This is a genomic window from Mycobacterium canetti CIPT 140010059 (assembly GCF_000253375.1).
Lineage (GTDB): Bacteria > Actinomycetota > Actinomycetes > Mycobacteriales > Mycobacteriaceae > Mycobacterium > Mycobacterium tuberculosis.
On record NC_015848.1, the window covers coordinates 1,594,379 to 1,617,274 of the forward strand.

A 22,896-nucleotide genomic window follows, 5' to 3' on the forward strand; every position below is an offset into this window, starting at 1 on the left:
GACAGCCTCGTGGGACATCTACCGCCTCCGGCCGAGGTGAGGCATCCGGTGTATGCGACCCGGGTGCTGTGTGAGGTGGCCAACGAGCGCGGGGTGCCGACCGCTGATGTGCTGGCGGGCACGGCGATCGAGCCGGCCGACCTCGACGATCCGGACGCGGTGGTCGGTGCGCTTGACGAGATCACCGCGGTGCGCCGGTTGCTGGCCCGATTGCCCGACGACGCCGGTATCGGGATCGACGTAGGCAGCCGGTTCGCGCTCACCCACTTCGGGTTGTTCGGGTTTGCCGTGATGTCATGTGGCACCCTTCGCGAACTGCTTACCATCGCGATGCGCTATTTCGCGTTGACCACCATGCACGTCGATATCACGTTGTTTGAAACCGCCGACGATTGCCTGGTCGAACTGGATGCCAGCCACTTGCCGGCCGATGTCCGTGGATTCTTCATCGAGCGCGATATTGCCGGAATCATCGCGACGACAACGAGTTTCGCGCTTCCGTTAGCCGCGAAGTATGCGGATCAAGTATCGGCCGAACTGGCGGTTGACGCGGAATTGTTGCGCCCGTTGCTCGAGCTTGTGCCGGTGCACGACGTCGCATTCGGGCGCGCGCACAACCGGGTGCACTTCCCGCGTGCCATGTTCGACGAGCCGTTGCCGCAGGCCGACCGCCATACGTTGGAAATCTGTATTGCACAATGCGACGTGCTGATGCAACGCAACGAGCGACGCCGTGGCATCACGGCCTTGGTGCGCAGCAAGCTGTTTCGCGATTCCGGGCTTTTCCCAACGTTTACCGACGTTGCTGGCGAACTTGACATGCATCCGCGGACGCTGCGGCGTCGACTTGCCGAGGAAGGCACTTCGTTTCGGGCCTTGCTGGGCGAGGCGCGCTCCACCGTGGCCGTCGACCTGCTACGCAACGTCGGGCTGACGGTGCAGCAGGTGTCCACCCGGCTGGGCTACACCGAAGTCTCGACGTTCTCGCATGCGTTCAAACGCTGGTATGGCGTTGCGCCCAGCGAATATTCGCGCCGCGGGTAGACCAGCCCTTTTCAGGGTTTCGCGGCCCGCGTCGATTTGGTCGGGTTAGGCGGGGCCGGGCTGGCCGGGCGGACCGGGTTGGCCGGGCTGGCCGAACAGGGTTCCCCCGGTCCCGCCGACGCCGCCGCCCCCGCCGTTGCCGGGGGTGCCATCGTTGCCGGCCCCACCGTTTCCGCCGGCGCCGCCGCCCCCGCCGTTGCCGATCAGGACGGCGGCCCCACCGTTTCCGCCGGTCCCGCCGTTGCCGCCGGTACCGTCCTCGCCGGCGGTGCCGCCCTTTCCGCCGGTCCCGCCGGTCCCGGCGTCGCCGATCAGTCCTGCGGCACCGCCTCGCCCGCCGGTCCCGCCGTCGCCACCCTTGCCGAACACGCCGAAGCCGTCGCCGCCCTTGCCGCCGGCGCCGCCGGTGCCGCCGGTGCCGTAGAGTTGTCCGCCGTTGCCACCGGCCCCGCCGGCACCACCAATTCCGCCATTGCCGTCGGGCCCCAGGGCGCTGTGCCCGCCGGCCCCGCCGGTGCCGCCGTGGCCAATCAGACTGGCGGACCCGCCGGCTCCGCCAGCACCGCCAAGACCGGTCGGACTGGTGACGGTCCCGCCTGCCCCCCCGGTGCCGCCGTTGCCAATGAGTTGCCCACCAGCGCCGCCGGCTCCACCGGCGCCGCCGCCCTGGCCACGGATATCACCGCCGTTGCCGCCGGCACCGCCGTCGCCGATCAGCCAGGCATTGCCACCGGCCCCGCCGGCGCCGCTAATTGCGCCTTGCCCGCCGGTGCCGCCGGCCCCGCCGCTGCCCGACAGGCCGCGGCCGTCGCCGCCGGTGCCGCCGGCCCCGCCGTTGCCTCCTGAGCTGACGCCGGTTCCGCCCTGCCCGCCGTGTCCGCCGGCGCCGCCGTCGCCGTGCAGCCAGCCACCACCGCCACCGGCGCCGCCGATACCCCCCGTGCCGCCGTCGCCGGACTTGCCGCCACCGACCCCCCCTTGCCCGCCGGTGCCGCCGGACCCTCCGCTGCCCCACAATCCGGCGGCGCCGCCGGCACCGCCGGCGCCGCCGGCACCGCCGGCACCGCCGACACCACCGGGGTCGCCGGCCACCCCGACCCCGCCATTGCCGCCGGCCCCGCCGTTGCCCCACAGCCATCCGCCGGCCCCGCCGGCACCACCGGACGCGCCGGTGCCACCCAGGCCGCCGGCCCCGCCGTGGCCGATCAGCCCGGCCGCCCCGCCCGCACCGCCGGCCTGACCGGTGGCGCCGGACCCGCCGTTGCCGCCGTTGCCGTACAGGATCCCGCCGGCCCCGCCGGCCTGCCCGGTCCCCGGCGCCCCGTCGGCGCCGTGGCCGATCAGCGGGCGCCCCAGCAGCGCCATGGTCGGCGCGTTGATCGCACCCAGCAGCTGCTGCTCGACGTTGGCGGCCTCGGCGCTGGCATACGCGCCTGCCGTGCTCGTGAGGGTCTGCACGATCTGCTGGTGAAACGCCGCCGCCTGAGTGCTCAGCGCCTGATAGGTCTGCGCGTGGCCGCTAAACAGCGCCGCCACCGCGGCGGACACCTCATCGGCACCGGCGGCCAGCACACGCGTCGTGGCGGCCGCGGCCGCAGCATTGGCCGTGCTGATCGCCGAGCCGATGCTTGCCAGATCCGTCGCCGCCGCGCCCAGCATTTCCGGCTGTGCAAACAAAAACGACATGACCGTCCCCCTGAATCCTGTGGGTATGAGCAGACTTGTCGTGATCGTGCAGCATAAGCGCAGGTGATATAGGCCATCATTGGTAATGTTATAGAAACGTTATAGGTGATCTTGACTTTGTCAAATTGTTCGACAAGGAGTGCGGTCTTATTGCAACTTTGTTTATTAATGTCGCGCGGCCCGCGGCCTGGGACCTCCGTCGGACAGCGGCGACACGATGCAACTATCGGGGCCGCAGCGAGGTGTCGTCGGTGTCATGCCCGCGGTCGGTGCCCCGGCACCGCAAATGGTGGTTTCAGCTGCTCGAACATGGGGAAATGCCGCACGTTGAGGGTTGCCAATTGCAGGCCCTGGACGTCGGCGGTAGCAGCTATCAGATAGTCGCCAAGTCCAATCCGGTTGTGGCTGCGACGATATCGGCGCATCATGTCGCCGGCGCGGCGTGCGATTACCTCGGTTGCTGGCTGTACCCGAAACGATGCAAGCAGGCGCCACACCTCGCGCCGTTCGGCGGTCCGCATTCCGCCGATGAGTTCGGCGGTGGACACCACGCTGATCGCCAGCGGTCCGTCCTTGCGGGCGCTGACAAGCCAATCGCGAGCAGCAACGACACCCCGCAAATGCGCGATCAGCACATCGGAGTCGACAAGGATCATGAGGTGGCGCGCCACACCTGGGCAAGGTGCTGTTCACGACCACCGGAGCGACGCACCGGCGGATCCAGGTGGCGAAGCGTGCCGAACGAATCGTTTATAGCCTGCAGGTCCGATGCAAGGTCGTCCCCAGCGGTGGTGAGGGCTCGGTTCAGCAGGAGGCGGATCAGCTCGGCGCGCGAAACACCTTCTTGCGCGGCCAACTTGTCGAGGCTTGCCGTCTGCTCCTCGTCGAGGTAGATGTTGGTCCGCTTCATACACCATATCATACATCACAATGTGCGGCCCGGGCGGCACCGCGGCGGGCGGCGATTCAGCCGACCGGGCATGCCGCCGACGTTATGCGTGCAACGCCCTCTTCAGCGCCGCCAAGCCGCGGCCGGTGGCTTCGGCCGCGGCGGGCACCACCAGGGCGAAGTTGACGTAGCCGTGCACCATGGTGGGCTCGTTGCTTAGCTCTACGGAAACCCCTGCGGCCGTGAGCAATTCGGCGTAGCAAGCACCGTCGTCGCGCAGCGGATCATGCTCGGCGGTGCCGATGAAGGCGGGAGGCAGGCCGGACAGGTCAGCGTTTCCCGGGGCCAGTGTCGTGGGCAGCATCGTGTGATCACTGATGTCCAGCCCCGGCACATACCAGGCCAGGAACGCGTCGATGACGTCACGGTCCAGGATTGGCGCATCGGCATTTTCGGTGAAAGACGGCAGCGACAGGTCGGCCATGGTCGTCGGGTACCACAGCAGCTGGAACACCAGCGGCGGTCCGCCGACATCCCGGGCCAACTGCGCCATGACCGCCGAGATGTTGCCGCCCGCAGAGTCACCGGCCACGGCGATCCGGCTCGGGTCACCGCCCAGTTCGGCGGCGTTTTCGCCGACCCAGCGCAATGCCGCCCAGCTGTCGTCGATCCCGGCCGGGTAGGGATGTTCCGGGGCAAGCCGGTAGTCGACGGACACCACGATGGCCTGCGCGCCGACGGCGTGGGCGCGGGCGACGGGGTCGTGGGTGTCCAGACCGCCGAGCGACCAGCCGCCACCGTGGTAGTAGACAACCACGGGCAGGTTGTCGCGAACGACCGGCGGCCAGTAGACGCGGACCGGAATGTCGGTGAGCCCGTCGTAGCCAACGGTCCGTTCCTCGATCCGTAGCTCCGGCAGCAACTCCGGGGGTGTCTTCAGCTGGCGGAGCCGCGCGCGGGCGACTTCGACACCGTCGGCCGCGGTGAAGGTCACCGGAAAGGTATCGAGCAGCATCTTCAGCACGGGATCGATATCAGGCCGGGCGACGGTCGGCTCTGTCATGGGCCTACCGTACGACCGCCAGGCCTATCCGTGTAGCACAACCCGTAGCGCCACCAGCCCACGGTTGGTGGCCTCGGTGGCGGCGGGCACCACACCGGCATAGCCAACGTAGCCGTGCACCAGCGTCTGGGCGTTGTGCACCTCGACGGGAACACCGGCGGCGGCCAGCAGCTCGCCGTACCGAATCCCGTCGTCGCGCAAAGGGTCGTAGCCGGCGACAGCGATGTAGGCCGGCGGCAGGTCGGCCAGGTTCTCCGCTCGGCCGGGCGCCATTGCCGCTGGCGGGTTGTGCAAGTCGATTTCGCCTGCGTACCAACGGGAGAACGCGGCAATTGCCTTGACGTCGAGGATCGGTGCGTCGGCATTCTCGGCCAACGACGGCAGCGATTGGTCCCACAGAGTGGAGGGATACCACAACAGCTGAAACACAATGGGCGGGCCGCCCATATCGCGGGCTCGCTGCGCGATCACCGCGGCGATGGTGCCGCCGGCGGAATCTCCGGCGACGGCGATGCGGCCGAGGTCAGCACCGACCTGGCGGCCATGCTCGGCGACCCACCGCGTTGCGGCCCAAGCATCTTCGATGGCAGCGGGGTAGGGGTGCTCAGGCGCCAGCCGGTAGTCGACGGACACGACAATCGCGTCAGCGCCGACGGCGTGCTGGCGGCAGGTGCCATCGTGCGTGTCGAGGTCGCCCATGACGAATCCGCCGCCATGGAAATACAGCACAACGGGCGCCTCGACTTGATCGGGACACGTTGGCGGCCAATAGATCCGGGTCCCGATCGGCCCCGCCGGTCCATCGATCGCAAGGTCAACGACCCGCAGCTCGGGGTGCACCGGCTGGCGCGGTAGATCGCGCAACCGCTGGCGCACGGCCTCGATCCCATCGTCGATCGATAGCCGAAACGGAACCGCATCCAGTACCTTCAGCAGGATGGGGTCGATCGCGGGTTTCTCGTCGGCGGTGTTGTCCAAACTGGGCATACCGGTACCGTACGCACCTCGCTTGCTGGCCGGCGGCTGGGTGGTCGCCGGCTGGGCGGGCCTCGCCTACGGCGTGTACTTGACCGTGGTCGCATTGCGCTTGCCACCGGGCAGCGAGTTGACCGGGCACGCGATGTTGCAGCCCGCGTTCAAGGCATCGATGGCGGTGCTGCTGGCCGCGGCCGCGGTTGCCCATCCCATCGGCCGCGAGCGGCGGTGGTTGGTACCGGCGCTGCTGTTGTCGGCCACCGGCGACTGGTTGTTGGCGATCCCCTGGTGGACGTGGGCGTTCGTGTTCGGCTTGGGGGCATTCCTGTTGGCGCACTTGTGCTTCATTGGTGCCCTGCTGCCACTGGCGCGGCAGGCGGCTCCATCGCGTGGCCGGGTCGCTGCCGTGGTGGCGATGTGCGTTGCGTCCGCGGGGCTGCTGGTGTGGTTCTGGCCGCACCTGGGGAAGGACAACCTGACCATCCCGGTCACGGTATACATCGTCGCGCTGTCGGCGATGGTGTGCACCGCGTTGCTGGCACGGCTGCCGACGATTTGGACCGCGGTCGGGGCGGTGTGTTTCGCCGCGTCGGACTCGATGATCGGCATTGGCCGGTTCATCCTCGGCAACGAGGCGTTGGCGGTGCCGATCTGGTGGTCCTACGCCGCAGCCGAGATCTTGATTACGGCCGGGTTCTTCTTCGGCCGCGAGGTTCCTGATAACGCCGCAGCACCTACGGATAGCTAGCGGACCGGTTGTCTAGCAGCGGATCTCGCGGTCAAGCCCGCACGCCCGTCGAAGTAGAGCCGATCGCGCGGGTGCTGCCGATGTTGTCGGTGCCGCACCTGGACCGCGACTTCGACTACTTGGTGCCCGCCGAACACTCCGACGATGCCCAGCCGGGGGTGCGGGTACGGGTGCGGTTTCACGGTCGGCTGGTCGACGGGTTTGTCCTAGAGCGCCGCAGCGACAGCGATCACCACGGCAAGCTGGGCTGGCTGGATCGTGTGGTGTCGCCCGAACCGGTGCTCACCACGGAGATCCGCCGGTTGGTCGATGCGGTGGCGGCGCGCTACGCCGGGACCCGCCAGGACGTATTGCGGCTCGCAGTGCCCGCCCGGCACGCACGGGTGGAGCGGGAAATCACCACGGCCCCGGGTCGGCCGGTGGTAGCGCCGGTCGACCCGTCGGGTTGGGCGGCCTACGGTCGCGGTCGGCAATTCCTGGCCGCGCTGGCCGACTCGCGCGCTGCGCGGGCCGTTTGGCAGGCGCTACCGGGCGAGCTGTGGGCGGACCGATTCGCCGAGGCTGCCGCGCAGACCGTACGTGCCGGGCGCACGGTACTGGCGATCGTGCCCGATCAGCGGGATCTGGACACCCTGTGGCAGGCCGCGACGGCCCTCGTCGATGAGCACAGTGTGGTAGCACTGTCGGCCGGCCTGGGCCCGGAGGCACGCTATCGGCGCTGGCTGGCCGCGTTGCGGGGCAGCGCGCGGCTGGTGATTGGCACCCGCAGCGCGGTGTTCGCGCCGTTGAGCGAGCTGGGCCTGGTCATGGTCTGGGCCGACGCCGACGACTCCCTGGCTGAGCCGCGGGCACCCTATCCGCACGCCCGTGAGGTGGCGATGCTGCGGGCGCATCAGGCGCGGTGCGCAGCGCTGATCGGCGGCTACGCCCGCACGGCCGAGGCCCACGCGCTGGTGCGTAGCGGCTGGGCGCACGACGTGGTTGCACCCCGGCCGGAGGTGCGTGCACGCTCTCCTCGCGTGGTTGCCCTCGACGACAGCGGATACGACGACGCGCGAGACCCGGCCGCCCGCACCGCACGGCTACCGTCCATCGCGCTGCGCGCCGCGCGCTCAGCGCTGCAGTCCGGGGCGCCGGTGCTGGTGCAGGTGCCGCGGCGCGGGTACATCCCCTCGCTGGCCTGCGGGCGCTGCCGGGCGATCGCTCGTTGCCGGTCGTGCACGGGTCCGCTATCGCTGCAAGGCGCCGGCTCGCCCGGTGCGGTATGTCGCTGGTGTGGACGGGTGGACCCGACACTGCGATGCGTGCGCTGTGGGTCGGACGTGGTGCGTGCCGTGGTGGTGGGGGCCCGGCGCACTGCCGAAGAGCTCGGCCGGGCATTCCCGGGTACGGCGGTGATTACGTCGGCCGGCGACACCCTGGTGCCCCAGCTCGACGCCGGCCCAGCCCTGGTGGTCGCCACTCCAGGAGCCGAACCCCGGGCGCCCGGCGGGTATGGGGCGGCGCTGCTGCTGGATAGCTGGGCGCTGCTGGGCCGTCAAGACTTGCGCGCGGCCGAGGACGCGCTGTGGCGCTGGATGACGGCGGCCGCCCTGGTTCGGCCGCGCGGGGCGGGCGGTGTGGTGACCGTGGTCGCCGAATCGTCCATTCCGACAGTGCAATCGCTGATCCGGTGGGATCCGGTCGGTCACGCGGAGGCCGAACTGGCAGCCCGAACCGAAGTCGGCCTGCCGCCAAGTGTGCACATCGCTGCTCTTGACGGCCCTGCCGGCACCGTGACGGCATTGCTGGAGGCGGCTCGGCTGCCCGACCCGGATCGCCTCCAAGCCGATCTGCTGGGCCCGGTGGACCTGCCACCCGGCGTCCGTCGCCCGGCGGGCATCCCCGCCGATGCGCCGGTCATCAGGATGTTGCTGCGGGTGTGCCGCGAGCAGGGCCTGGAGTTGGCGGCGAGTCTGCGGCGCGGCATCGGTGTGCTCAGTGCGCGGCAAACCCGGCAAACCCGTAGCCTGGTTCGGGTACAGATTGACCCGCTGCATATCGGGTAAACGGAGTAACCGCTAGCTCAACACTTCCGGGCGGTGAAGATAAGGTATTCCCACTGCATCACGCCGTCGCAGAGGTATTCGCGACAAAGTTCGGTGATTTCGGCGTCGAGTGTGGCGACGCACTCGGGGCTGTCGGCGATGGAGCGGTAGGCGTTGATCGCCGGGCCGTAGAAATTCTTGAAATAGTCGCGACATTCGTCCGGGCAACCGAACCGGTCCACTGTCAGCGATCCTCGCCGGGTACGGATGTCGGACACATGGTCGCGAAACAGGCCACTCACGTAATCCTCGCTTCCCCACCACACCTCGTGCGGCGCTCCCGCCGGCAGCGTCGGCCGGTACGGTCTGATGGTGGACAGCAATTTGCCGTAGAAACCCTCGGGGGTCCAGTTCAGGGTGCTGATCTTGCCGCCGCGCCGGCAGACCCGGGCCAGTTCGTCGGCGGTGCGCTGATGACGCGGGGCGAACATCACCCCGATGGTCGAGAGCACCGCATCGAATTCGCCGGCGCTAAACGGGAGGGCTTCTGCGTTGGCTTCCCGCCAGCCGAGCTCCAGTCCGGCTGCCGCAGCACGCGCCTGGGCGCGGCGCAGCAGCTCGGGCGTCAGGTCGCTGGCAGTGACGTGGGCACCTGCCATGGCTGCCGGGATCGATACGTTGCCCGAGCCCGCGGCCACGTCAAGCACGCGATCGCCGCGGCGAATACCGCTGGTGGAGACTAGGATTGGGCCAAGCGGGGCCAACAGCTCCTCGGCGATGGCGGCGTAGTCGCCCAATGCCCACATTTGCCGATGCGTGGTCGCCGGCGCCTGGCGCTCGCTGGTGGGTGTGTAGACAGTCATCGGAACTCCTGCGAGACGTCGGGTGAGGCTGGTACCGAATTGTGTCAGCAGACAACAGTATACGTTCTAAATAATCAATGTCGACGATGGTCAGATGCTAGACTTTCCTGACTTACCCGCACGGTGTACGACGAAGTTGACGCCGGGGACGGCCCCGGGAAAGGGGTAATGATGCCAACGGAATATCCGGCGACAGCCGAGGAATCCGTGGACGTGATCACCGATGCATTGCTGACGGCGTCCCGGTTGCTGGTAGCCATCTCGGCCCATTCAATCGCTCAGGTCGATGAAAACATCACCATCCCGCAGTTCCGGACCCTGGTGATTTTGTCTAATCACGGTCCGATTAACCTGGCTACGCTGGCGACGTTGCTGGGTGTGCAACCGTCGGCCACCGGCCGCATGGTCGACCGGTTGGTCGGCGCCGAACTGATCGACCGGTTACCGCACCCCACCTCTCGACGGGAGCTGCTGGCGGCGCTGACCAAGCGTGGACGAGATGTCGTCCGTCAGGTCACCGAGCACCGGCGCACCGAGATCGCCCGCATCGTGGAACAGATGGCACCGGCGGAACGCCATGGGCTGGTGCGTGCCCTGACGGCGTTCACCGAGGCGGGCGGTGAGCCCGACGCACGCTACGAAATCGAGTAGCTAGCGGCCGAGCCCGTGTCGGGCCGTCCGTTACGTGCTGGGACGACCCGACACAGGCCGGATTGCCCGCCTCAGCGCTTTTCGGCGGTGAGCAGCAGGTACTCCCATTCCATGACACCGTCCGACAGGTATTGCGCTGCGAGTTCGACAAGCTGGCGGTCGAGCTCGGCGGCCAGCACCGCGTTGTCACCGATGTGCGCGTAGGCCTCGATCGTCGGGCCATAGTTGTTCTTGAAGTAGTCGTGGACGGCCTGGGCGGTGTCGAACCGCTTCACTTCCAACAAGCCACGGGCCGTCTTGAGGCCAGTGACTCCATCGCCCAGCAGACCAGTGACATAGGCCTCACGTCCCCACAACGCCGACGGCGGCAGATCCGCCGACACGCTGGGCCGGTATGGCCTAATGGTTGCCAGCATCCGGCCGAAGAATCCCTCGCACGTCCAGCTGATCACACCGATCGTCCCGCCAGGCCGGCAGACGCGGACCAGCTCGTCGGCCGCGGCCTGATGATCCGGTGCGAACATCACGCCGATCGCTGAGATCACGGTGTCGAACTCGTCGTCGGCAAACGGCAGGGCTTGCGCGTTGGCTTCCTGGTATTGCAGGGTCAGCCCCTGTTGGGCGGCCCTGGCCTGGGACCGCTGCAGCAGCTCGGGCGTCAGGTCGGTGGAAATGACCGTGGCACCCGTCTTGGCTGCGGGCAGCGAAATATTGCCAGAGCCAGCGGCGACGTCGAGCACCCGAACACCCGGCCCGATGCCTGCGGCGGCAACCAGGATCGGGCCGAGTGGCGCCATCACCTCTTCTGCCATCAGGGCGTAGTCACCCAGGGCCCACATCGCCCGGTGTGTGGCCGCAAGCGTTTGGTCCTCGCGAGCAGGTGTGTCGATAGTCATCAGGTCTCCTGAGAAGTAAGTGATGTGGCTGCGAACTTCGACATCGTTGTCGCGGGCACGGCGGGAGCCTGGGCAGTAGCGTGCCTTGCGTACCCACCGGATACAGTATGCATCAGAAATAGTGTATTCCTCTAACTATCGCGCGTGTCGGAATTGTGGCCCACGCCACGTCGGCGGCGCTTCTTAGACTGGGCGCGTGCGCCTTGTCTTTGCCGGCACCCCCGAACCCGCGCTGGCCTCGCTGCGCAGGCTCATCGAATCGCCCAGTCACGACGTGATCGCCGTGTTGACCCGTCCGGATGCCGCCTCCGGCCGGCGGGGCAAGCCGCAGCCGTCACCGGTGGCCCGTGAGGCGGCAGAGCGCGGCATTCCGGTGCTGCGGCCATCGCGACCGAACTCGGCAGAGTTCGTCGCCGAACTGTCGGATCTGGCGCCAGAGTGCTGCGCCGTGGTTGCCTACGGAGCCCTGCTCGGCGGTCCCTTGCTGGCCGTGCCGCCGCATGGCTGGGTCAACCTGCACTTCTCGCTGCTGCCGGCCTGGCGTGGCGCGGCGCCGGTGCAGGCCGCCATCGCCGCGGGAGACACGATCACCGGAGCCACGACGTTCCAGATTGAGCCAAGCCTGGACTCGGGACCGATATACGGTGTCGTCACCGAGGTGATCCAGCCGACCGACACCGCGGGCGATCTACTTAAGCGACTGGCGGTATCGGGGGCAGCGCTGCTATCGACCACGCTGGATGGCATCGCCGATCAGCGGCTGACGCCGCGGCCGCAACCGGCAGACGGGGTCAGCGTGGCGCCGAAAATCACCGTAGCGAATGCCCGGGTGCGATGGGACTTGCCGGCGGCGGTCGTGGAGCGGCGGATCCGCGCCGTCACTCCCAACCCCGGCGCCTGGACGCTCATCGGTGACTTACGGGTCAAACTTGGACCGGTGCACCTCGACGCCGCTCACCGGCCATCGAAGCCCTTGCCGCCCGGTGGAATCCACGTGGAACGCACGAGCGTGTGGATCGGCACCGGCTCGGAACCGGTGCGGCTGGGCCAGATTCAGCCGCCCGGCAAGAAACTCATGAACGCGGCCGACTGGGCGCGGGGCGCACGGCTGGACCTGGCCGCACGGGCAACATGACCCCTAGATCGCGTGGGCCGCGCCGCCGGCCGCTGGACCCGGCGCGTCGTGCGGCCTTCGAGACGCTGCGGGCGGTTAGTGCGCGCGACGCCTACGCGAACCTGGTGTTGCCCGCGCTGCTGGCCCAACGCGGTATCGGCGGTCGCGACGCCGCGTTCGCCACCGAGCTGACATACGGCACCTGCCGAGCCCGCGGCCTGCTCGACGCGGTCATCGGTGCGGCCGCCGAGCGTTCGCCGCAGGCGATCGATCCGGTGCTGCTAGACCTGTTGCGGCTCGGCACCTACCAATTGCTGCGCACGCGGGTCGACGCACACGCCGCAGTGTCGACCACCGTCGAGCAGGCCGGAATCGAATTCGATTCGGCGCGAGCAGGTTTCGTCAACGGTGTACTACGAACGATCGCCGGCCGAGACGAGCGGTCCTGGGTTGGCGAACTCGCTCCTGATGCGCAGAACGATCCGATCGGGCATGCCGCGTTCGTGCATGCGCATCCCCGATGGATCGCCCAGGCCTTTGCTGACGCGTTGGGCGCGGCGGTCGGGGAGCTCGAGGCAGTTTTGGCCAGCGACGACGAACGGCCAGCGGTGCACCTGGCGGCACGCCCCGGGGTGCTGACCGCCGGCGAACTGGCCCGCGCGGTGCGCGGAACCGTCGGTCGGTATTCGCCGTTTGCGGTGTATCTGCCGCGCGGTGACCCGGGGCGACTGGCGCCGGTGCGCGACGGCCAAGCGCTGGTCCAGGACGAGGGCAGCCAGTTAGTCGCCCGAGCATTGACCCTGGCGCCAGTCGACGGCGATACCGGACGGTGGCTGGACCTGTGTGCCGGACCGGGCGGCAAGACCGCGCTGTTGGCCGGGCTGGGTTTGCAGTGCGCAGCCCGGGTGACCGCGGTGGAACCCTCGCCACACCGCGCGGACCTGGTAGCACAGAACACCCGCGGGCTGCCGGTTGAGCTCTTGCGTGTCGACGGGCGGCACACCGACCTCGACCCGGGTTTCGACCGGGTGCTGGTGGATGCGCCCTGCACCGGGCTGGGCGCGTTACGCCGTCGGCCGGAGGCCCGTTGGCGTCGTCAGCCGGCGGACGTAGCGGCACTGGCCAAGCTACAACGCGAGTTGTTGAGCGCCGCCATCGCGCTGACTCGGCCCGGCGGCGTCGTGCTCTATGCCACATGCTCGCCGCACCTGGCCGAGACTGTGGGTGCTGTCGCCGACGCGCTACGCCGACATCCGGTTCACGCGCTCGATACCCGCCCACTGTTCGAGCCGGTGCTCGCGGGGCTAGGGGAGGGGCCCCACGTTCAGCTGTGGCCGCACCGGCACGGTACCGACGCCATGTTCGCCGCGGCGTTGCGCCGCCTGACGTGAGGTTCGCCGCAGCGGCTCAGTAATGTGTCGCTCATGGCCGGTAGCACGGGGGGACCGCTGATAGCGCCGTCGATCCTAGCCGCTGATTTCGCCAGACTCGCGGACGAAGCGGCCGCGGTCAACGGCGCCGACTGGTTGCATGTAGACGTGATGGACGGTCACTTCGTGCCAAACCTGACCATCGGCCTGCCGGTGGTGGAGAGCCTGCTGGCGGTCACCGACATCCCGATGGATTGCCATCTAATGATCGACAACCCGGACCGGTGGGCTCCGCCGTATGCCGAGGCGGGCGCCTACAACGTCACCTTCCACGCGGAGGCCACCGACAACCCGGTCGGCGTGGCCCGCGATATCCGGGCCGCGGGGGCCAAAGCCGGGATCAGCGTGAAGCCGGGGACCCCGCTGGAGCCATACCTGGACATCCTGCCCCATTTCGACACCCTGCTCGTCATGTCGGTAGAGCCTGGCTTCGGTGGCCAGCGGTTCATTCCCGAGGTGCTGAGCAAGGTGCGTGCGGTGCGCAAGATGGTCGACGCGGGCGAGCTGACGATCCTGGTCGAGATCGACGGCGGCATCAACGACGACACGATTGAGCAGGCTGCCGAGGCCGGCGTCGACTGCTTTGTCGCCGGATCGGCGGTGTACGGCGCCGATGACCCGGCCGCGGCGGTTGCGGCACTACGGCGACAGGCCGGTGCCGCCTCACTCCACCTGAGCCTATGAACGTGGAGCAGGTCAAGAGCATCGACGAGGCTATGGGTCTCGCCATCGAGCACTCCTACCAGGTCAAAGGCACGACTTATCCAAACCCCCCAGTGGGGGCCGTCATTGTGGATCCCAACGGTCGGATCGTCGGCGCCGGCGGCACCGAGCCGGCCGGTGGCGATCATGCCGAGGTGGTGGCGCTGCGCCGGGCCGGCGGATTGGCTACCGGCGCCATCGTGGTGGTCACCATGGAACCCTGTAACCACTACGGCAAGACTCCGCCATGCGTGAACGCTCTGATCGAAGCCAGGGTGGGGACGGTGGTCTACGCCGTCGCCGACCCGAACGGGATCGCTGGGGGTGGCGCGGGCCGGCTGTCAGCAGCGGGCCTACAGGTGCGGTCCGGGGTGTTGGCTGAACAGGTGGCGGCCGGACCGCTGCGGGAGTGGCTCCACAAGCAACGCACCGGTCTGCCGCATGTCACCTGGAAGTACGCCACCAGCATCGACGGCCGCAGCGCCGCCGCCGACGGCTCCAGCCAGTGGATCTCCAGCGAGGCCGCACGCCTGGATCTGCATCGCCGCCGCGCCATCGCCGACGCGATCTTGGTCGGCACCGGCACCGTCCTCGCCGACGACCCGGCCCTGACCGCGCGGCTGGCCGACGGCTCGCTGGCGCCGCAGCAGCCGCTGCGCGTGGTGGTGGGCAAGCGCGACATACCGCCGGAAGCACGGGTCCTCAACGACGAGGCACGCACCATGATGATCCGCACCCACGAACCTATGGAGGTGCTCAGGGCGTTGTCGGATCGCACCGACGTGCTGCTGGAAGGAGGTCCCACCCTCGCCGGCGCCTTCCTACGAGCGGGTGCGATCAACCGGATCCTGGCCTACGTCGCACCGATCCTGTTGGGCGGTCCGGTTACCGCGGTCGATGACGTCGGGGTGTCCAACATCACCAACGCGTTGCGTTGGCAGTTCGACAGCGTCGAAAAGGTCGGACCGGATCTGTTGCTGAGCCTGGTGGCTCGTTAGAGCGGCTCCACTTGGGGCGCCAGGGTCGGTTGCTCCTGGACTTCCGGTTCATCGGCATGTTCCTTGCGGCCGCTGATCAACAGACCTAGCACCGCGCCGAACACGCACACGATCGCGGTGATGGTGAATATCTCGCCGTACATCAGCGCGAACGCCTGCTGGTACCGGGCTCCAATTGCGGCCGCGCGCTCGAGCAGGCTGGCGTTGGGCGGGATGGCCGCCGACAACCCCGCCAGGATCTGGTTGAACCGGTACAACCCCCAGGCGCTCAGCGCGGCCACGCCGATCAACATGCCGGTCATCCGGGCGACCACCACCGCCGCCGAAGCGATGCCGTGCTGGGCCGACGGGACAACCCGTAGGGTGGCCGACGATAGCGGCCCGATCACCAGCCCCAACCCTAAACCAGCCACCACCAGGTCGGTGTGCATCGCCGGCACGGTGAACAATCCGAGGATGTTGTGCCGATCGGCCAACAGGTCCACCGGCCAGTGGGAAATAAGCCAGTAACCGTACGCCGCAATAAGCAGTCCGGCAAAGGCCACCGCACGGTCACCGGCCCTGGTGGCGATCCACCCGCCCGTCACTGCCCCGATCGGTAGGGCGATAAGGAACCACAGCAGCATTCCGGCCGCCTGAGCCTGGTCCATCTGCAGCACGCCCTGGCCGAACAGCTCGACATCAACCAGCGTCACCATCAGCGCCGCGCCGGCGGCGACGGAGGCACCCAGCGCGGACAGGAACGGCCGGAAGTGCACACCGGCCGGGTCGATCAGCCGGGTGCGAGCGAAACGTTCCCAACCGAAGAACGCCACCGCGGCAACGAGAGCGCCGACCAGCAACGGAGCCCCGTAGTCCGGCAGTACGTGTTTGCCGTCGGGATTGGGGTTGTACAGCCCGATGACGGCGAGGCCCAACGCGAGTGCCAGCAGCAGACCACCGACCAGGTCGACGCGCTCGGGCTCCGTGCTGCGGTCGTGTGAGGGCAGGCTGAAGTGGATCATTACCATGGCGATCGCGGTCAACGGGACGTTGATCCAGAACACGTCACGCCAGTCGTGCAATAGCCAAACGATGAAGATTCCGTACAACGGGCCCAGAACGCTGCCGAGCTCCTGCGCGGCGCCGATACCGCCGAGCACGCCGGCGCGGTTGCGCTGCGACCACAAATCGGCGCCCAGCGCCAGCGTGATCGGCAATAGCGCGCCGCTGGCAACACCCTGGATCGTGCGGCCCGCGATCAGCATGTGGAAATCGCCAAAATGCCCGGCCAGCGCGGTCACTACCGAGCCGATGATGAACCCGGCCAGGCTGACCTGCAGCATCAGCTTGCGCCCGAATCGGTCGGAAGCCCGGCCCAGCAACGGCATGGCGGCGATGTAGCCCAGGAGGTACATCGTGACGATCCAGGTGATCCGGTGGAGTTGGTTGATCGGTATACCAACGCTGTTCATGATGTCGCGCATGATGGTGACCACGACATAGGTGTCCAGGGCGCCCAGCAGTACTGCCAGGCTGCCCGCGCTAATCGCGACTCGACGTCCTGCTCGCATGCTGATCAGCTCACCGGGGGCTTCGTGACCTGGACCTGCTCGCCCCATTTCGACAAGGTCATCTGGACGGAATTGCCCGAGCCGCGGTCCAACTGGGCCTGTGCCAGTTGATGATCGCCGGTCTCCTGAATCCAGACGGTCGCCGGCACCGGCTGCGTCGCGTTGAACGGCGGCGCTATCTGGTTCACCGCCTGTGCCGATACCTTCCCGCTGATGCGGATGGTGTTCTGGCCGTTGATGGTATCCCGCCCTTCGGCTTTTGCGTCGGCGAAATTCGCCAGCACGTTGGCCAGGCCGGTATCCGGATTCAGCACCTGGGCGGGGTCGTAGATGTCGGCGGCGGGACCGAAATCGCTCCACTGGTTGGGCGTCAGGGTGGCGTACAGGATCCCGTCGAACACCACGAAGTCGGCATCGATATCAGACCCACCCAGCGTGAGCTTGACGTTTCCCGTCGCGGCGGTGGGGTTGGTGGTGAGATCGCCGCTCAGCGTCTTCAGAGACAGTCCCGGGATCTTGCCGTTGACCGTCAGCACCATGTGCGCGCTCTTGAGAGCCTTGGTCTGCGCGGTGGCCTCCTCGACCAGCGGCTTCGCGTCCGGAAGTGGTCCGCCGCTTGGCTTCGAGCCCGACGAGCAGCCGGCAACGACAGTGGCGGCGATGCTAACGGCGGCGAGGACGGCGATGCGACGGCAGTGGCGTCTGGGGGTCCGCATACCCTGCATCGTAGAGGGTGTCTGTGAGTTGGCCGGTCGGCGAGTGGGGTGCGGGTCCGCGGGATTGCTGCCTAACCTGGTGCGATGTTCACCGGAATTGTTGAGGAACGCGGAGAAGTGACCGGGCGTGAGGCCCTGGTCGATGCGGCGCGGCTGACCATCCGCGGTCCGATGGTTACCGCCGACGCCGGCCACGGCGACTCGATCGCTGTCAACGGCGTGTGTCTGACGGTCGTCGATGTATTGCCCGACGGCCAATTCACCGCCGACGTGATGGCCGAGACACTGAACCGGTCCAACCTGGGTGAGCTACGGCCCGGCAGCCGGGTGAACCTGGAACGCGCCGCGGCGCTGGGCAGCCGGCTCGGCGGGCACATCGTGCAGGGACATGTGGACGCCACCGGTGAAATCGTGGCTCGTTGTCCCTCCGAGCACTGGGAAGTGGTGCGCATCGAGATGCCGGCTTCGGTGGCTCGCTATGTCGTCGAAAAGGGCTCGATCACCGTCGACGGGATTTCTCTGACGGTCTCCGGGCTCGGCGCCGAACAGCGGGACTGGTTTGAGGTCTCGCTGATCCCGACGACCCGGGAGCTGACCACGCTGGGGTCCGCTGCGGTGGGAACCCGGGTGAACCTCGAAGTCGACGTAGTCGCAAAGTATGTTGAGCGGTTAATGCGGAGCGCCGGCTGACATCGCTCGCCGAGGGAGGGAGCCCCATGTCTTGCATTCCGGACGAGATCGATACGCCCGACGTGCTGATCGACCGCGACATCCTTGACCGCAACATCGGGCGAATGAGTTCCGCCGTCGCCGCGAAAGGGATCGCCCTGCGTCCCCACGTGAAGACGCACAAGCTGCCTGAGATCGCCCATATGCAACTCCGCGCGGGCGCGCGGCCTGACGGTGGCCACCATCGGGGAAGTCGAGGTATTCGTCGACCACGGCGCCGACGACGTATTCATCACCTACCCGTTGTGGATCGGCACACGCCAAGCCGACCGGCTCCGTCAGCTGGCTGACCGCGCTCGCATCGCTGTCGGTGCGGGCACCGCCGAGGGCGCTTCGAACACCGGCGCACGGCTCGCAGACGCCGCTGGCGCGATCGATGTTCTCATCGAAATCGACAGTGGCCATCACCGCAGCGGCGTCCGTGCCGAACAAGTGTTGGAGGTCGCCCACGCCGTCGGTGAGGCTGGGCTTCACCTGGTGGGGGTGTTCACCTTCCCCGGTCACAGTTATGCGCCAGGTAAACCCGGCGAAGCCGGCGAGCAAGAGCGGCGCGCTCTCAACGACGCGGCGAACGCGCTGGTCGCGGCGGGCTTCCCGATCAGCTGCCGCAGCGGTGGGTCCACTCCCACCGCATTGCTCACCGCCGCGGACGGGGCCTCCGAGACGTCCCGGCGTCTATGTGCTCGGTGACGCCCAGCAACTGGAACTCGGGCGCTGCGCGCCGGCGGACATCGCGCTGACCGTTGCCGCCACCGTAGTGAGCCGCCAGGACTGCAGGTCCGGCTTGCGCCGAATTGTCCTTGACTGCGGTAGCAAGATTCTCGGCAGCGATCGTCCGGCCTGGGCGACTGGGTTCGGCCGTCTGATCGACCACGCCGATGCGCGCATCGCGGCGCTGTCGGAGCATCACGCCACCGTTGTCTGGCCCGACGACGCCCCGCTCCCGCCGGTGGGAACACGTCTGCGGGTGATTCCCAACCACGTGTGCCTGACCACCAACCTCGTAGATGATGTCGCCGTGGTGCGCGACGCAACCCTGATTGATCGCTGGAAAGTCGCCGCCCGCGGTAAGAACCATTGATCCTGTCGCACTTGGTCACGGCAATACCGCCTGGCTCAATGGTTCATACTGAATGGAACACGTGGGCTTCGCGTGCGGCCAGGCCTGACAGCTAGGTAGCAAAGATGACGAGGTTGGACTCCGTCGAGCGGGCGGTTGCCGACATTGCGGCGGGTAAGGCCGTCATCGTCATCGACGACGAAGACCGGGAGAACGAGGGTGACCTGATCTTCGCCGCCGAGAAGGCAACGCCGGAGATGGTGGCCTTCATGGTCCGCTACACCTCCGGATACCTGTGCGTTCCGCTGGACGGTGCCATCTGCGACCGGCTGGGCCTGTTGCCCATGTACGCGGTGAACCAGGACAAGCACGGGACGGCATACACCGTCACAGTCGATGCACGGAATGGCATTGGAACTGGCATTTCGGCGTCCGATCGGGCTACCACCATGCGGTTGCTGGCCGATCCGACCAGTGTGGCCGACGATTTCACCCGCCCCGGTCACGTGGTCCCGTTGCGGGCCAAGGATGGTGGGGTTCTGCGCCGGCCCGGCCACACCGAGGCCGCCGTGGACCTGGCCCGGATGGCCGGGCTGCAACCCGCCGGGGCGATTTGCGAGATCGTCAGCCAAAAGGATGAGGGCTCGATGGCGCAGACCGATGAATTGCGGGTCTTCGCCGATGAGCACGGTCTGGCGCTGATCACCATTGCTGACTTGATCGAATGGCGGCGCAAGCACGAGAAACACATTGAGCGGGTCGCCGAGGCGCGGATCCCGACTCGTCATGGGGAGTTTCGCGCCATCGGCTACACCAGCATCTACGAGGACGTGGAACATGTCGCGCTGGTCCGCGGCGAGATCGCCGGGCCCAACGCCGACGGTGACGACGTGCTGGTCCGGGTGCATTCGGAGTGCTTGACCGGCGATGTGTTTGGGTCACGCCGCTGCGATTGCGGGCCTCAGCTGGACGCCGCGCTGGCGATGGTCGCCCGTGAGGGGCGCGGCGTGGTGCTGTACATGCGTGGCCACGAGGGCCGCGGCATCGGCCTGATGCACAAACTGCAGGCCTACCAACTGCAGGACGCCGGTGCCGACACTGTGGACGCCAATCTCAAGCTTGGACTACCTGCCGACGCAAGGGATTACGGGATCGGCGCACAGATCCTGGTCGATCTTGGGGTACGTTCGATGAGGCTGCTGACCAACAACCCGGCCAAGCGGGTGGGACTGGATGGATACGGATTGCACATCATCGAGCGGGTGCCGCTGCCGGTGCGGGCCAACGCGGAGAACATCCGTTACCTGATGACCAAGCGTGACAAATTGGGGCACGACTTGGCTGGGTTGGACGATTTTCACGAATCCGCGCATCTGCCCGGAGAATTCGGCGGTGCCTTGTGACAGGTGGCGCCGGGGTGCCGGATCTGCCGTCGCTGGATGCGTCTGGTGTGCGGCTGGCGATTGTCGCCAGCAGCTGGCACGGAAAGATCTGCGACGCGCTGTTGGATGGCGCCCGCAACGTGGCCGCCGGGTGTGGCCTCGATGACCCGACGGTGGTTCGGGTGCTCGGCGCGATCGAGATTCCGGTGGTGGCGCAGGAATTGGCCCGCAATCATGATGCCGTCGTCGCACTTGGCGTCGTGATCCGCGGTCAGACACCACATTTCGATTACGTGTGCGATGCGGTAACCCAGGGACTGACCCGGGTGTCGCTGGATTCCTCGACGCCGATCGGCAACGGCGTGCTGACCACCAACACCGAGGAGCAGGCGCTGGATCGGGCCGGGCTACCGACGTCGGCCGAGGACAAGGGCGCCCAGGCGACCGTGGCAGCCCTGGCCACCGCGTTGACCCTGCGCGAGCTGCGCGCTCAGCCGTGACCGCCGCACCGAACGACTGGGATGTCGTGTTGCGTCCTCATTGGACGCCGTTATTTGCCTACGTCGCAGCGTTTCTGATCGCGGTAGCGCACGTCGCGGGCGGCTTGCTGCTCAAGGTCGGGTCCAGTGGCGTGGTCTTCCAGACAGCTGATCAGGTGGCAATGGGTGCCCTGGGGCTGGTCCTCGCCGGGGCGGTGCTACTGTTCGCGCGGCCGCGGCTGCGGGTGGGTTCTGCCGGGCTTTCGGTGCGGAATCTGTTGGGTGACAGGATCGTTGAATGGTCTGAAGTGATCGGTGTGTCGTTTCCCGGCGGTAGCCGGTGGGCTCGGATCGACCTGGCCGACGACGAGTACATCCCGGTGATGGCGATCCAAGCAGTGGATAAGGACCGCGCCGTGGCCGCCATGGACACGGTGCGCTCGTTGCTGGCTCGATACCGGCCTGACCCGTACGCCCGCTGAAGCGACTTCCCGTACGATCGCGAAATGGCATGTCTTGGGCGCCCTGGCTATAGGGGTTGGGCGGCGGCGAGCTTGGTCCTTGTGGTGGTGTTGGCCCTGGCTGCTTGCACCGAGTCGGTAGCGGGCCGCGCGATGCGTGCTACCGACCGGTCGTCCGGGGTGCCCACATCCGCCAAGCCGGCGAGGGCGCGCGACCTGCTGCTGCAGGACGGGGATCGCGCTCCCTTCGGCCAGGTAACCCAGTCTCGCGTCGGCGACAGCTACTTCACCAGCGCCGTTCCACCCGAGTGCTCGGCGGCGCTGCTGTTCAAAGGTTCCCCGCTGCGGCCTGACGGCTCGTCGGACCACGCCGAGGCGGCTTATAACGTCACCGGTCTGCTGCCGTACGCAGAGTCGGTCGATGTCTACACGAACGTCCTGAACGTCCACGATGTGGTCTGGAACGGGTTCCGCGACGTGTCCCACTGCCGTGGCGATGCCGTCGGCGTGAGCCCGGCCGGCAGATCGACGCCCATGCGACTCAGGTACTTCGCCACGCTGTCAGACGGTGTCCTGGTATGGACCATGAGCAATCCGCGCTGGACGTGTGACTACGGATTGGCTGTGGTCCCGCACGCGGTGCTGGTGTTATCGGCGTGTGGCTTCAAGCCCGGATTCCCCATGGCGGAATGGGCGTCGAAACGGCGGGCCCAACTGGACAGCCAGGTTTAACGCCAGCCCCATGCTCTTCGCGGGCGGGTTTGAACCGGCCAAACGGGGTCAAAGTCACGGCGACCTGGGCATACTCAAATGTGTCCCACGGCCCACCATCGGATCCCGACGACGGCCCACTGTGAACTGCGCCGCTCGTGGTGCATTACCCAGACCACGATGAGAGAATGGCGGGGAAATGGGTGAATTACGGTTGGTGGGCGGTGTGCTCCGGGTCCTTGTCGTGGTCGGTGCGGTGTTCGCTGTGGCGGTGCTAAACGCTGGTGTGGCTGGTGCCGACGGCCCGGTCCAGCTGAAGAGCCGATTGGGCGATGTTTGTCTGGACGCCCCGAGCGGTAGCTGGTTCAGCCCGCTGGTGATCAACCCCTGCAATGGCACCGACTTTCAGCGCTGGAATCTCACCGATGACCGCCAGGTCGAGAGCGTGGCCTTCCCCGGGGAATGCGTGAATATCGGAAATGCTTTGTGGGCACGCCTGCAGCCCTGCGTGAACTGGATCAGCCAGCACTGGACTGTCCAGCCCGACGGCCTGGTCAAGAGTGATCTTGATGCCTGCCTCACGGTTCTCGGCGGCCCGGATCCTGGGACCTGGGTGTCCACCCGCTGGTGCGACCCCAATGCACCCGACCAACAGTGGGATAGCGTGCCGTAACCGGCCTGCCCGGCGAACCCCCGCCTTTCTGGGCGCCGTCGAAGCG

The 22,896-nt window shown here is 67.6% G+C and carries 23 protein-coding genes and 1 pseudogene; 15 read left to right on the top strand and 9 right to left on the bottom strand.

The annotated features are described in order from the left end of the window. The first annotated feature begins 9 nt into the window (after window positions 1–9). Window positions 10–1,044: an AraC family transcriptional regulator gene (locus tag MCAN_RS07430; RefSeq protein WP_014000747.1), complete on the top strand. Its 1,035-nt coding sequence runs from the start codon at window positions 10–12 to the stop codon at window positions 1,042–1,044. Between the two features lie 45 nt (window positions 1,045–1,089). Here the strand turns inward: MCAN_RS07430 and MCAN_RS07435 are convergent, their stop codons facing one another. From MCAN_RS07435 to MCAN_RS07455, 5 genes are all read right to left on the bottom strand, one after another. Beyond that, window positions 1,090–2,730, bottom strand: coding sequence for a PE family protein (locus MCAN_RS07435; RefSeq protein WP_014000748.1), 1,641 nt, complete (start codon window positions 2,728–2,730; stop codon window positions 1,090–1,092). A gap of 254 nt (window positions 2,731–2,984) precedes the next feature. Further along, window positions 2,985–3,386 (bottom strand): type II toxin-antitoxin system VapC family toxin, encoded by a 402-nt coding sequence (locus MCAN_RS07440; protein ID WP_014000749.1) that lies wholly within the window; start codon window positions 3,384–3,386, stop codon window positions 2,985–2,987. Continuing rightward, complete coding sequence (locus MCAN_RS07445) at window positions 3,383–3,640, bottom strand: ribbon-helix-helix domain-containing protein (protein ID WP_003407272.1); 258 nt, start codon at window positions 3,638–3,640, stop codon at window positions 3,383–3,385. The genes MCAN_RS07440 and MCAN_RS07445 overlap by 4 nt, the downstream gene beginning before the upstream one ends. Before the next feature lie 82 nt (window positions 3,641–3,722). Continuing rightward, complete coding sequence (locus MCAN_RS07450) at window positions 3,723–4,682, bottom strand: alpha/beta hydrolase (protein WP_003407276.1); 960 nt, start codon at window positions 4,680–4,682, stop codon at window positions 3,723–3,725. Between the two features lie 24 nt (window positions 4,683–4,706). Further along, window positions 4,707–5,669 (bottom strand): alpha/beta hydrolase, encoded by a 963-nt coding sequence (locus MCAN_RS07455; protein WP_014000750.1) that lies wholly within the window; start codon window positions 5,667–5,669, stop codon window positions 4,707–4,709. On the opposite strand from MCAN_RS07455, the gene MCAN_RS07460 reads away from it, so the two are divergent. Continuing rightward, window positions 5,620–6,405: a lysoplasmalogenase gene (locus tag MCAN_RS07460; RefSeq protein ID WP_220130159.1), complete on the top strand. Its 786-nt coding sequence runs from the start codon at window positions 5,620–5,622 to the stop codon at window positions 6,403–6,405. The genes MCAN_RS07455 and MCAN_RS07460 overlap by 50 nt on opposite strands. Window positions 6,406–6,485: 80 nt before the next feature. Further along, entirely contained in the window at window positions 6,486–8,453 is a 1,968-nt protein-coding gene (locus MCAN_RS07465) for a primosomal protein N' (RefSeq protein WP_003407285.1), read from the top strand. Between the two features lie 17 nt (window positions 8,454–8,470). On the opposite strand, the gene MCAN_RS07470 is transcribed toward MCAN_RS07465, so the two are convergent. Beyond that, a complete protein-coding gene (locus MCAN_RS07470; protein ID WP_003407292.1) occupies window positions 8,471–9,295 on the bottom strand; it encodes a class I SAM-dependent methyltransferase in 825 nt (274 codons plus the stop codon). Between the two features lie 168 nt (window positions 9,296–9,463). Here MCAN_RS07470 and MCAN_RS07475 point away from each other — a divergent pair, with 168 nt between their 5' ends. Further along, complete coding sequence (locus MCAN_RS07475; RefSeq protein WP_003407295.1) at window positions 9,464–9,946, top strand: MarR family transcriptional regulator; 483 nt, start codon at window positions 9,464–9,466, stop codon at window positions 9,944–9,946. A gap of 71 nt (window positions 9,947–10,017) precedes the next feature. On the opposite strand, the gene MCAN_RS07480 is transcribed toward MCAN_RS07475, so the two are convergent. Further along, complete coding sequence (locus MCAN_RS07480) at window positions 10,018–10,842, bottom strand: virulence-associated methyltransferase (protein WP_003407297.1); 825 nt, start codon at window positions 10,840–10,842, stop codon at window positions 10,018–10,020. Between the two features lie 196 nt (window positions 10,843–11,038). Here MCAN_RS07480 and fmt point away from each other — a divergent pair, with 196 nt between their 5' ends. Genes fmt through ribD form a run of 4 tightly spaced genes read left to right on the top strand, consistent with a single transcriptional unit; the run spans window position 11,039 to window position 15,086 of the window. Continuing rightward, a complete protein-coding gene (gene fmt, locus MCAN_RS07485) occupies window positions 11,039–11,977 on the top strand; it encodes a methionyl-tRNA formyltransferase (RefSeq protein ID WP_003900336.1) in 939 nt (312 codons plus the stop codon). Continuing rightward, window positions 11,974–13,347, top strand: a complete 1,374-nt coding sequence (locus MCAN_RS07490) for a 16S rRNA m5C967 methyltransferase (protein ID WP_003407303.1) — start codon at window positions 11,974–11,976, stop codon at window positions 13,345–13,347. The genes fmt and MCAN_RS07490 overlap by 4 nt, the downstream gene beginning before the upstream one ends. A 24-nt stretch (window positions 13,348–13,371) precedes the next feature. Then, window positions 13,372–14,070 (top strand): ribulose-phosphate 3-epimerase, encoded by a 699-nt coding sequence (rpe, locus tag MCAN_RS07495; protein WP_003901153.1) that lies wholly within the window; start codon window positions 13,372–13,374, stop codon window positions 14,068–14,070. After that, a complete protein-coding gene (ribD, locus tag MCAN_RS07500; RefSeq protein WP_003407308.1) occupies window positions 14,067–15,086 on the top strand; it encodes a bifunctional diaminohydroxyphosphoribosylaminopyrimidine deaminase/5-amino-6-(5-phosphoribosylamino)uracil reductase RibD in 1,020 nt (339 codons plus the stop codon). Before rpe ends, ribD begins: the two co-directional genes overlap by 4 nt. Here the strand turns inward: ribD and MCAN_RS07505 are convergent. Continuing rightward, window positions 15,083–16,639, bottom strand: a complete 1,557-nt coding sequence (locus tag MCAN_RS07505; RefSeq protein WP_003407310.1) for an aminoglycoside/tetracycline transporter — start codon at window positions 16,637–16,639, stop codon at window positions 15,083–15,085. The two genes, ribD and MCAN_RS07505, sit on opposite strands and share 4 nt — an antisense overlap. A 5-nt stretch (window positions 16,640–16,644) precedes the next feature. Beyond that, window positions 16,645–17,355, bottom strand: a complete 711-nt coding sequence (lprG, locus tag MCAN_RS07510) for a lipoarabinomannan carrier protein LprG (protein WP_014000751.1) — start codon at window positions 17,353–17,355, stop codon at window positions 16,645–16,647. 84 nt (window positions 17,356–17,439) lie between these two features. Here lprG and MCAN_RS07515 point away from each other — a divergent pair, with 84 nt between their 5' ends. From MCAN_RS07515 to MCAN_RS07550, 7 genes and pseudogenes are all read left to right on the top strand, one after another. Next, a complete protein-coding gene (locus MCAN_RS07515) occupies window positions 17,440–18,045 on the top strand; it encodes a riboflavin synthase (RefSeq protein ID WP_003407318.1) in 606 nt (201 codons plus the stop codon). Window positions 18,046–18,071: 26 nt separating this feature from the next. After that, window positions 18,072–19,165, top strand: a pseudogene (locus MCAN_RS23055) (alanine racemase). Between the two features lie 104 nt (window positions 19,166–19,269). Continuing rightward, entirely contained in the window at window positions 19,270–20,547 is a 1,278-nt protein-coding gene (locus tag MCAN_RS07530; protein WP_014000753.1) for a bifunctional 3,4-dihydroxy-2-butanone-4-phosphate synthase/GTP cyclohydrolase II, read from the top strand. Then, window positions 20,544–21,026: a 6,7-dimethyl-8-ribityllumazine synthase gene (ribH, locus tag MCAN_RS07535; protein ID WP_041180059.1), complete on the top strand. Its 483-nt coding sequence runs from the start codon at window positions 20,544–20,546 to the stop codon at window positions 21,024–21,026. The genes MCAN_RS07530 and ribH overlap by 4 nt, the downstream gene beginning before the upstream one ends. Then, a complete protein-coding gene (locus MCAN_RS07540) occupies window positions 21,023–21,487 on the top strand; it encodes a PH domain-containing protein (RefSeq protein ID WP_014000755.1) in 465 nt (154 codons plus the stop codon). Before ribH ends, MCAN_RS07540 begins: the two co-directional genes overlap by 4 nt. A gap of 24 nt (window positions 21,488–21,511) precedes the next feature. Continuing rightward, window positions 21,512–22,198, top strand: a complete 687-nt coding sequence (locus MCAN_RS07545; protein WP_014000756.1) for a sensor domain-containing protein — start codon at window positions 21,512–21,514, stop codon at window positions 22,196–22,198. A 178-nt stretch (window positions 22,199–22,376) separates the two neighbouring features. Then, on the top strand, window positions 22,377–22,850 hold the full coding sequence (locus tag MCAN_RS07550) for a lectin (protein ID WP_014000757.1): 474 nt from the start codon (window positions 22,377–22,379) through the stop codon (window positions 22,848–22,850). Window positions 22,851–22,896: the final 46 nt, after the last annotated feature.

What these genes read in the sequence shown, in the direction of transcription:
- MCAN_RS07465 (WP_003407285.1), top strand. Translation starts at nt 6,486, where the DNA reads ATGTTGTCGGTGCCGCACCTGGACCGCGACTTCGACTACTTGGTGCCC.
- MCAN_RS07515 (WP_003407318.1), top strand. Translation starts at nt 17,440, where the DNA reads ATGTTCACCGGAATTGTTGAGGAACGCGGAGAAGTGACCGGGCGTGAG.
- MCAN_RS07530 (WP_014000753.1), top strand. Translation starts at nt 19,270, where the DNA reads ATGACGAGGTTGGACTCCGTCGAGCGGGCGGTTGCCGACATTGCGGCG.
- MCAN_RS07450 (WP_003407276.1), bottom strand. Translation starts at nt 4,682, where the DNA reads ATGACAGAGCCGACCGTCGCCCGGCCTGATATCGATCCCGTGCTGAAG.
- MCAN_RS07460 (WP_220130159.1), top strand. Translation starts at nt 5,620, where the DNA reads ATGGGGTCGATCGCGGGTTTCTCGTCGGCGGTGTTGTCCAAACTGGGC.
- MCAN_RS07490 (WP_003407303.1), top strand. Translation starts at nt 11,974, where the DNA reads ATGACCCCTAGATCGCGTGGGCCGCGCCGCCGGCCGCTGGACCCGGCG.
- MCAN_RS07475 (WP_003407295.1), top strand. Translation starts at nt 9,464, where the DNA reads ATGATGCCAACGGAATATCCGGCGACAGCCGAGGAATCCGTGGACGTG.
- MCAN_RS07505 (WP_003407310.1), bottom strand. Translation starts at nt 16,639, where the DNA reads ATGCGAGCAGGACGTCGAGTCGCGATTAGCGCGGGCAGCCTGGCAGTA.
- MCAN_RS07480 (WP_003407297.1), bottom strand. Translation starts at nt 10,842, where the DNA reads ATGACTATCGACACACCTGCTCGCGAGGACCAAACGCTTGCGGCCACA.
- MCAN_RS07455 (WP_014000750.1), bottom strand. Translation starts at nt 5,669, where the DNA reads ATGCCCAGTTTGGACAACACCGCCGACGAGAAACCCGCGATCGACCCC.
- MCAN_RS07440 (WP_014000749.1), bottom strand. Translation starts at nt 3,386, where the DNA reads ATGATCCTTGTCGACTCCGATGTGCTGATCGCGCATTTGCGGGGTGTC.
- MCAN_RS07545 (WP_014000756.1), top strand. Translation starts at nt 21,512, where the DNA reads ATGGCATGTCTTGGGCGCCCTGGCTATAGGGGTTGGGCGGCGGCGAGC.
- MCAN_RS07445 (WP_003407272.1), bottom strand. Translation starts at nt 3,640, where the DNA reads ATGAAGCGGACCAACATCTACCTCGACGAGGAGCAGACGGCAAGCCTC.
- MCAN_RS07470 (WP_003407292.1), bottom strand. Translation starts at nt 9,295, where the DNA reads ATGACTGTCTACACACCCACCAGCGAGCGCCAGGCGCCGGCGACCACG.
- lprG (WP_014000751.1), bottom strand. Translation starts at nt 17,355, where the DNA reads ATGCGGACCCCCAGACGCCACTGCCGTCGCATCGCCGTCCTCGCCGCC.
- ribD (WP_003407308.1), top strand. Translation starts at nt 14,067, where the DNA reads ATGAACGTGGAGCAGGTCAAGAGCATCGACGAGGCTATGGGTCTCGCC.
- MCAN_RS07550 (WP_014000757.1), top strand. Translation starts at nt 22,377, where the DNA reads ATGGGTGAATTACGGTTGGTGGGCGGTGTGCTCCGGGTCCTTGTCGTG.
- MCAN_RS07435 (WP_014000748.1), bottom strand. Translation starts at nt 2,730, where the DNA reads ATGTCGTTTTTGTTTGCACAGCCGGAAATGCTGGGCGCGGCGGCGACG.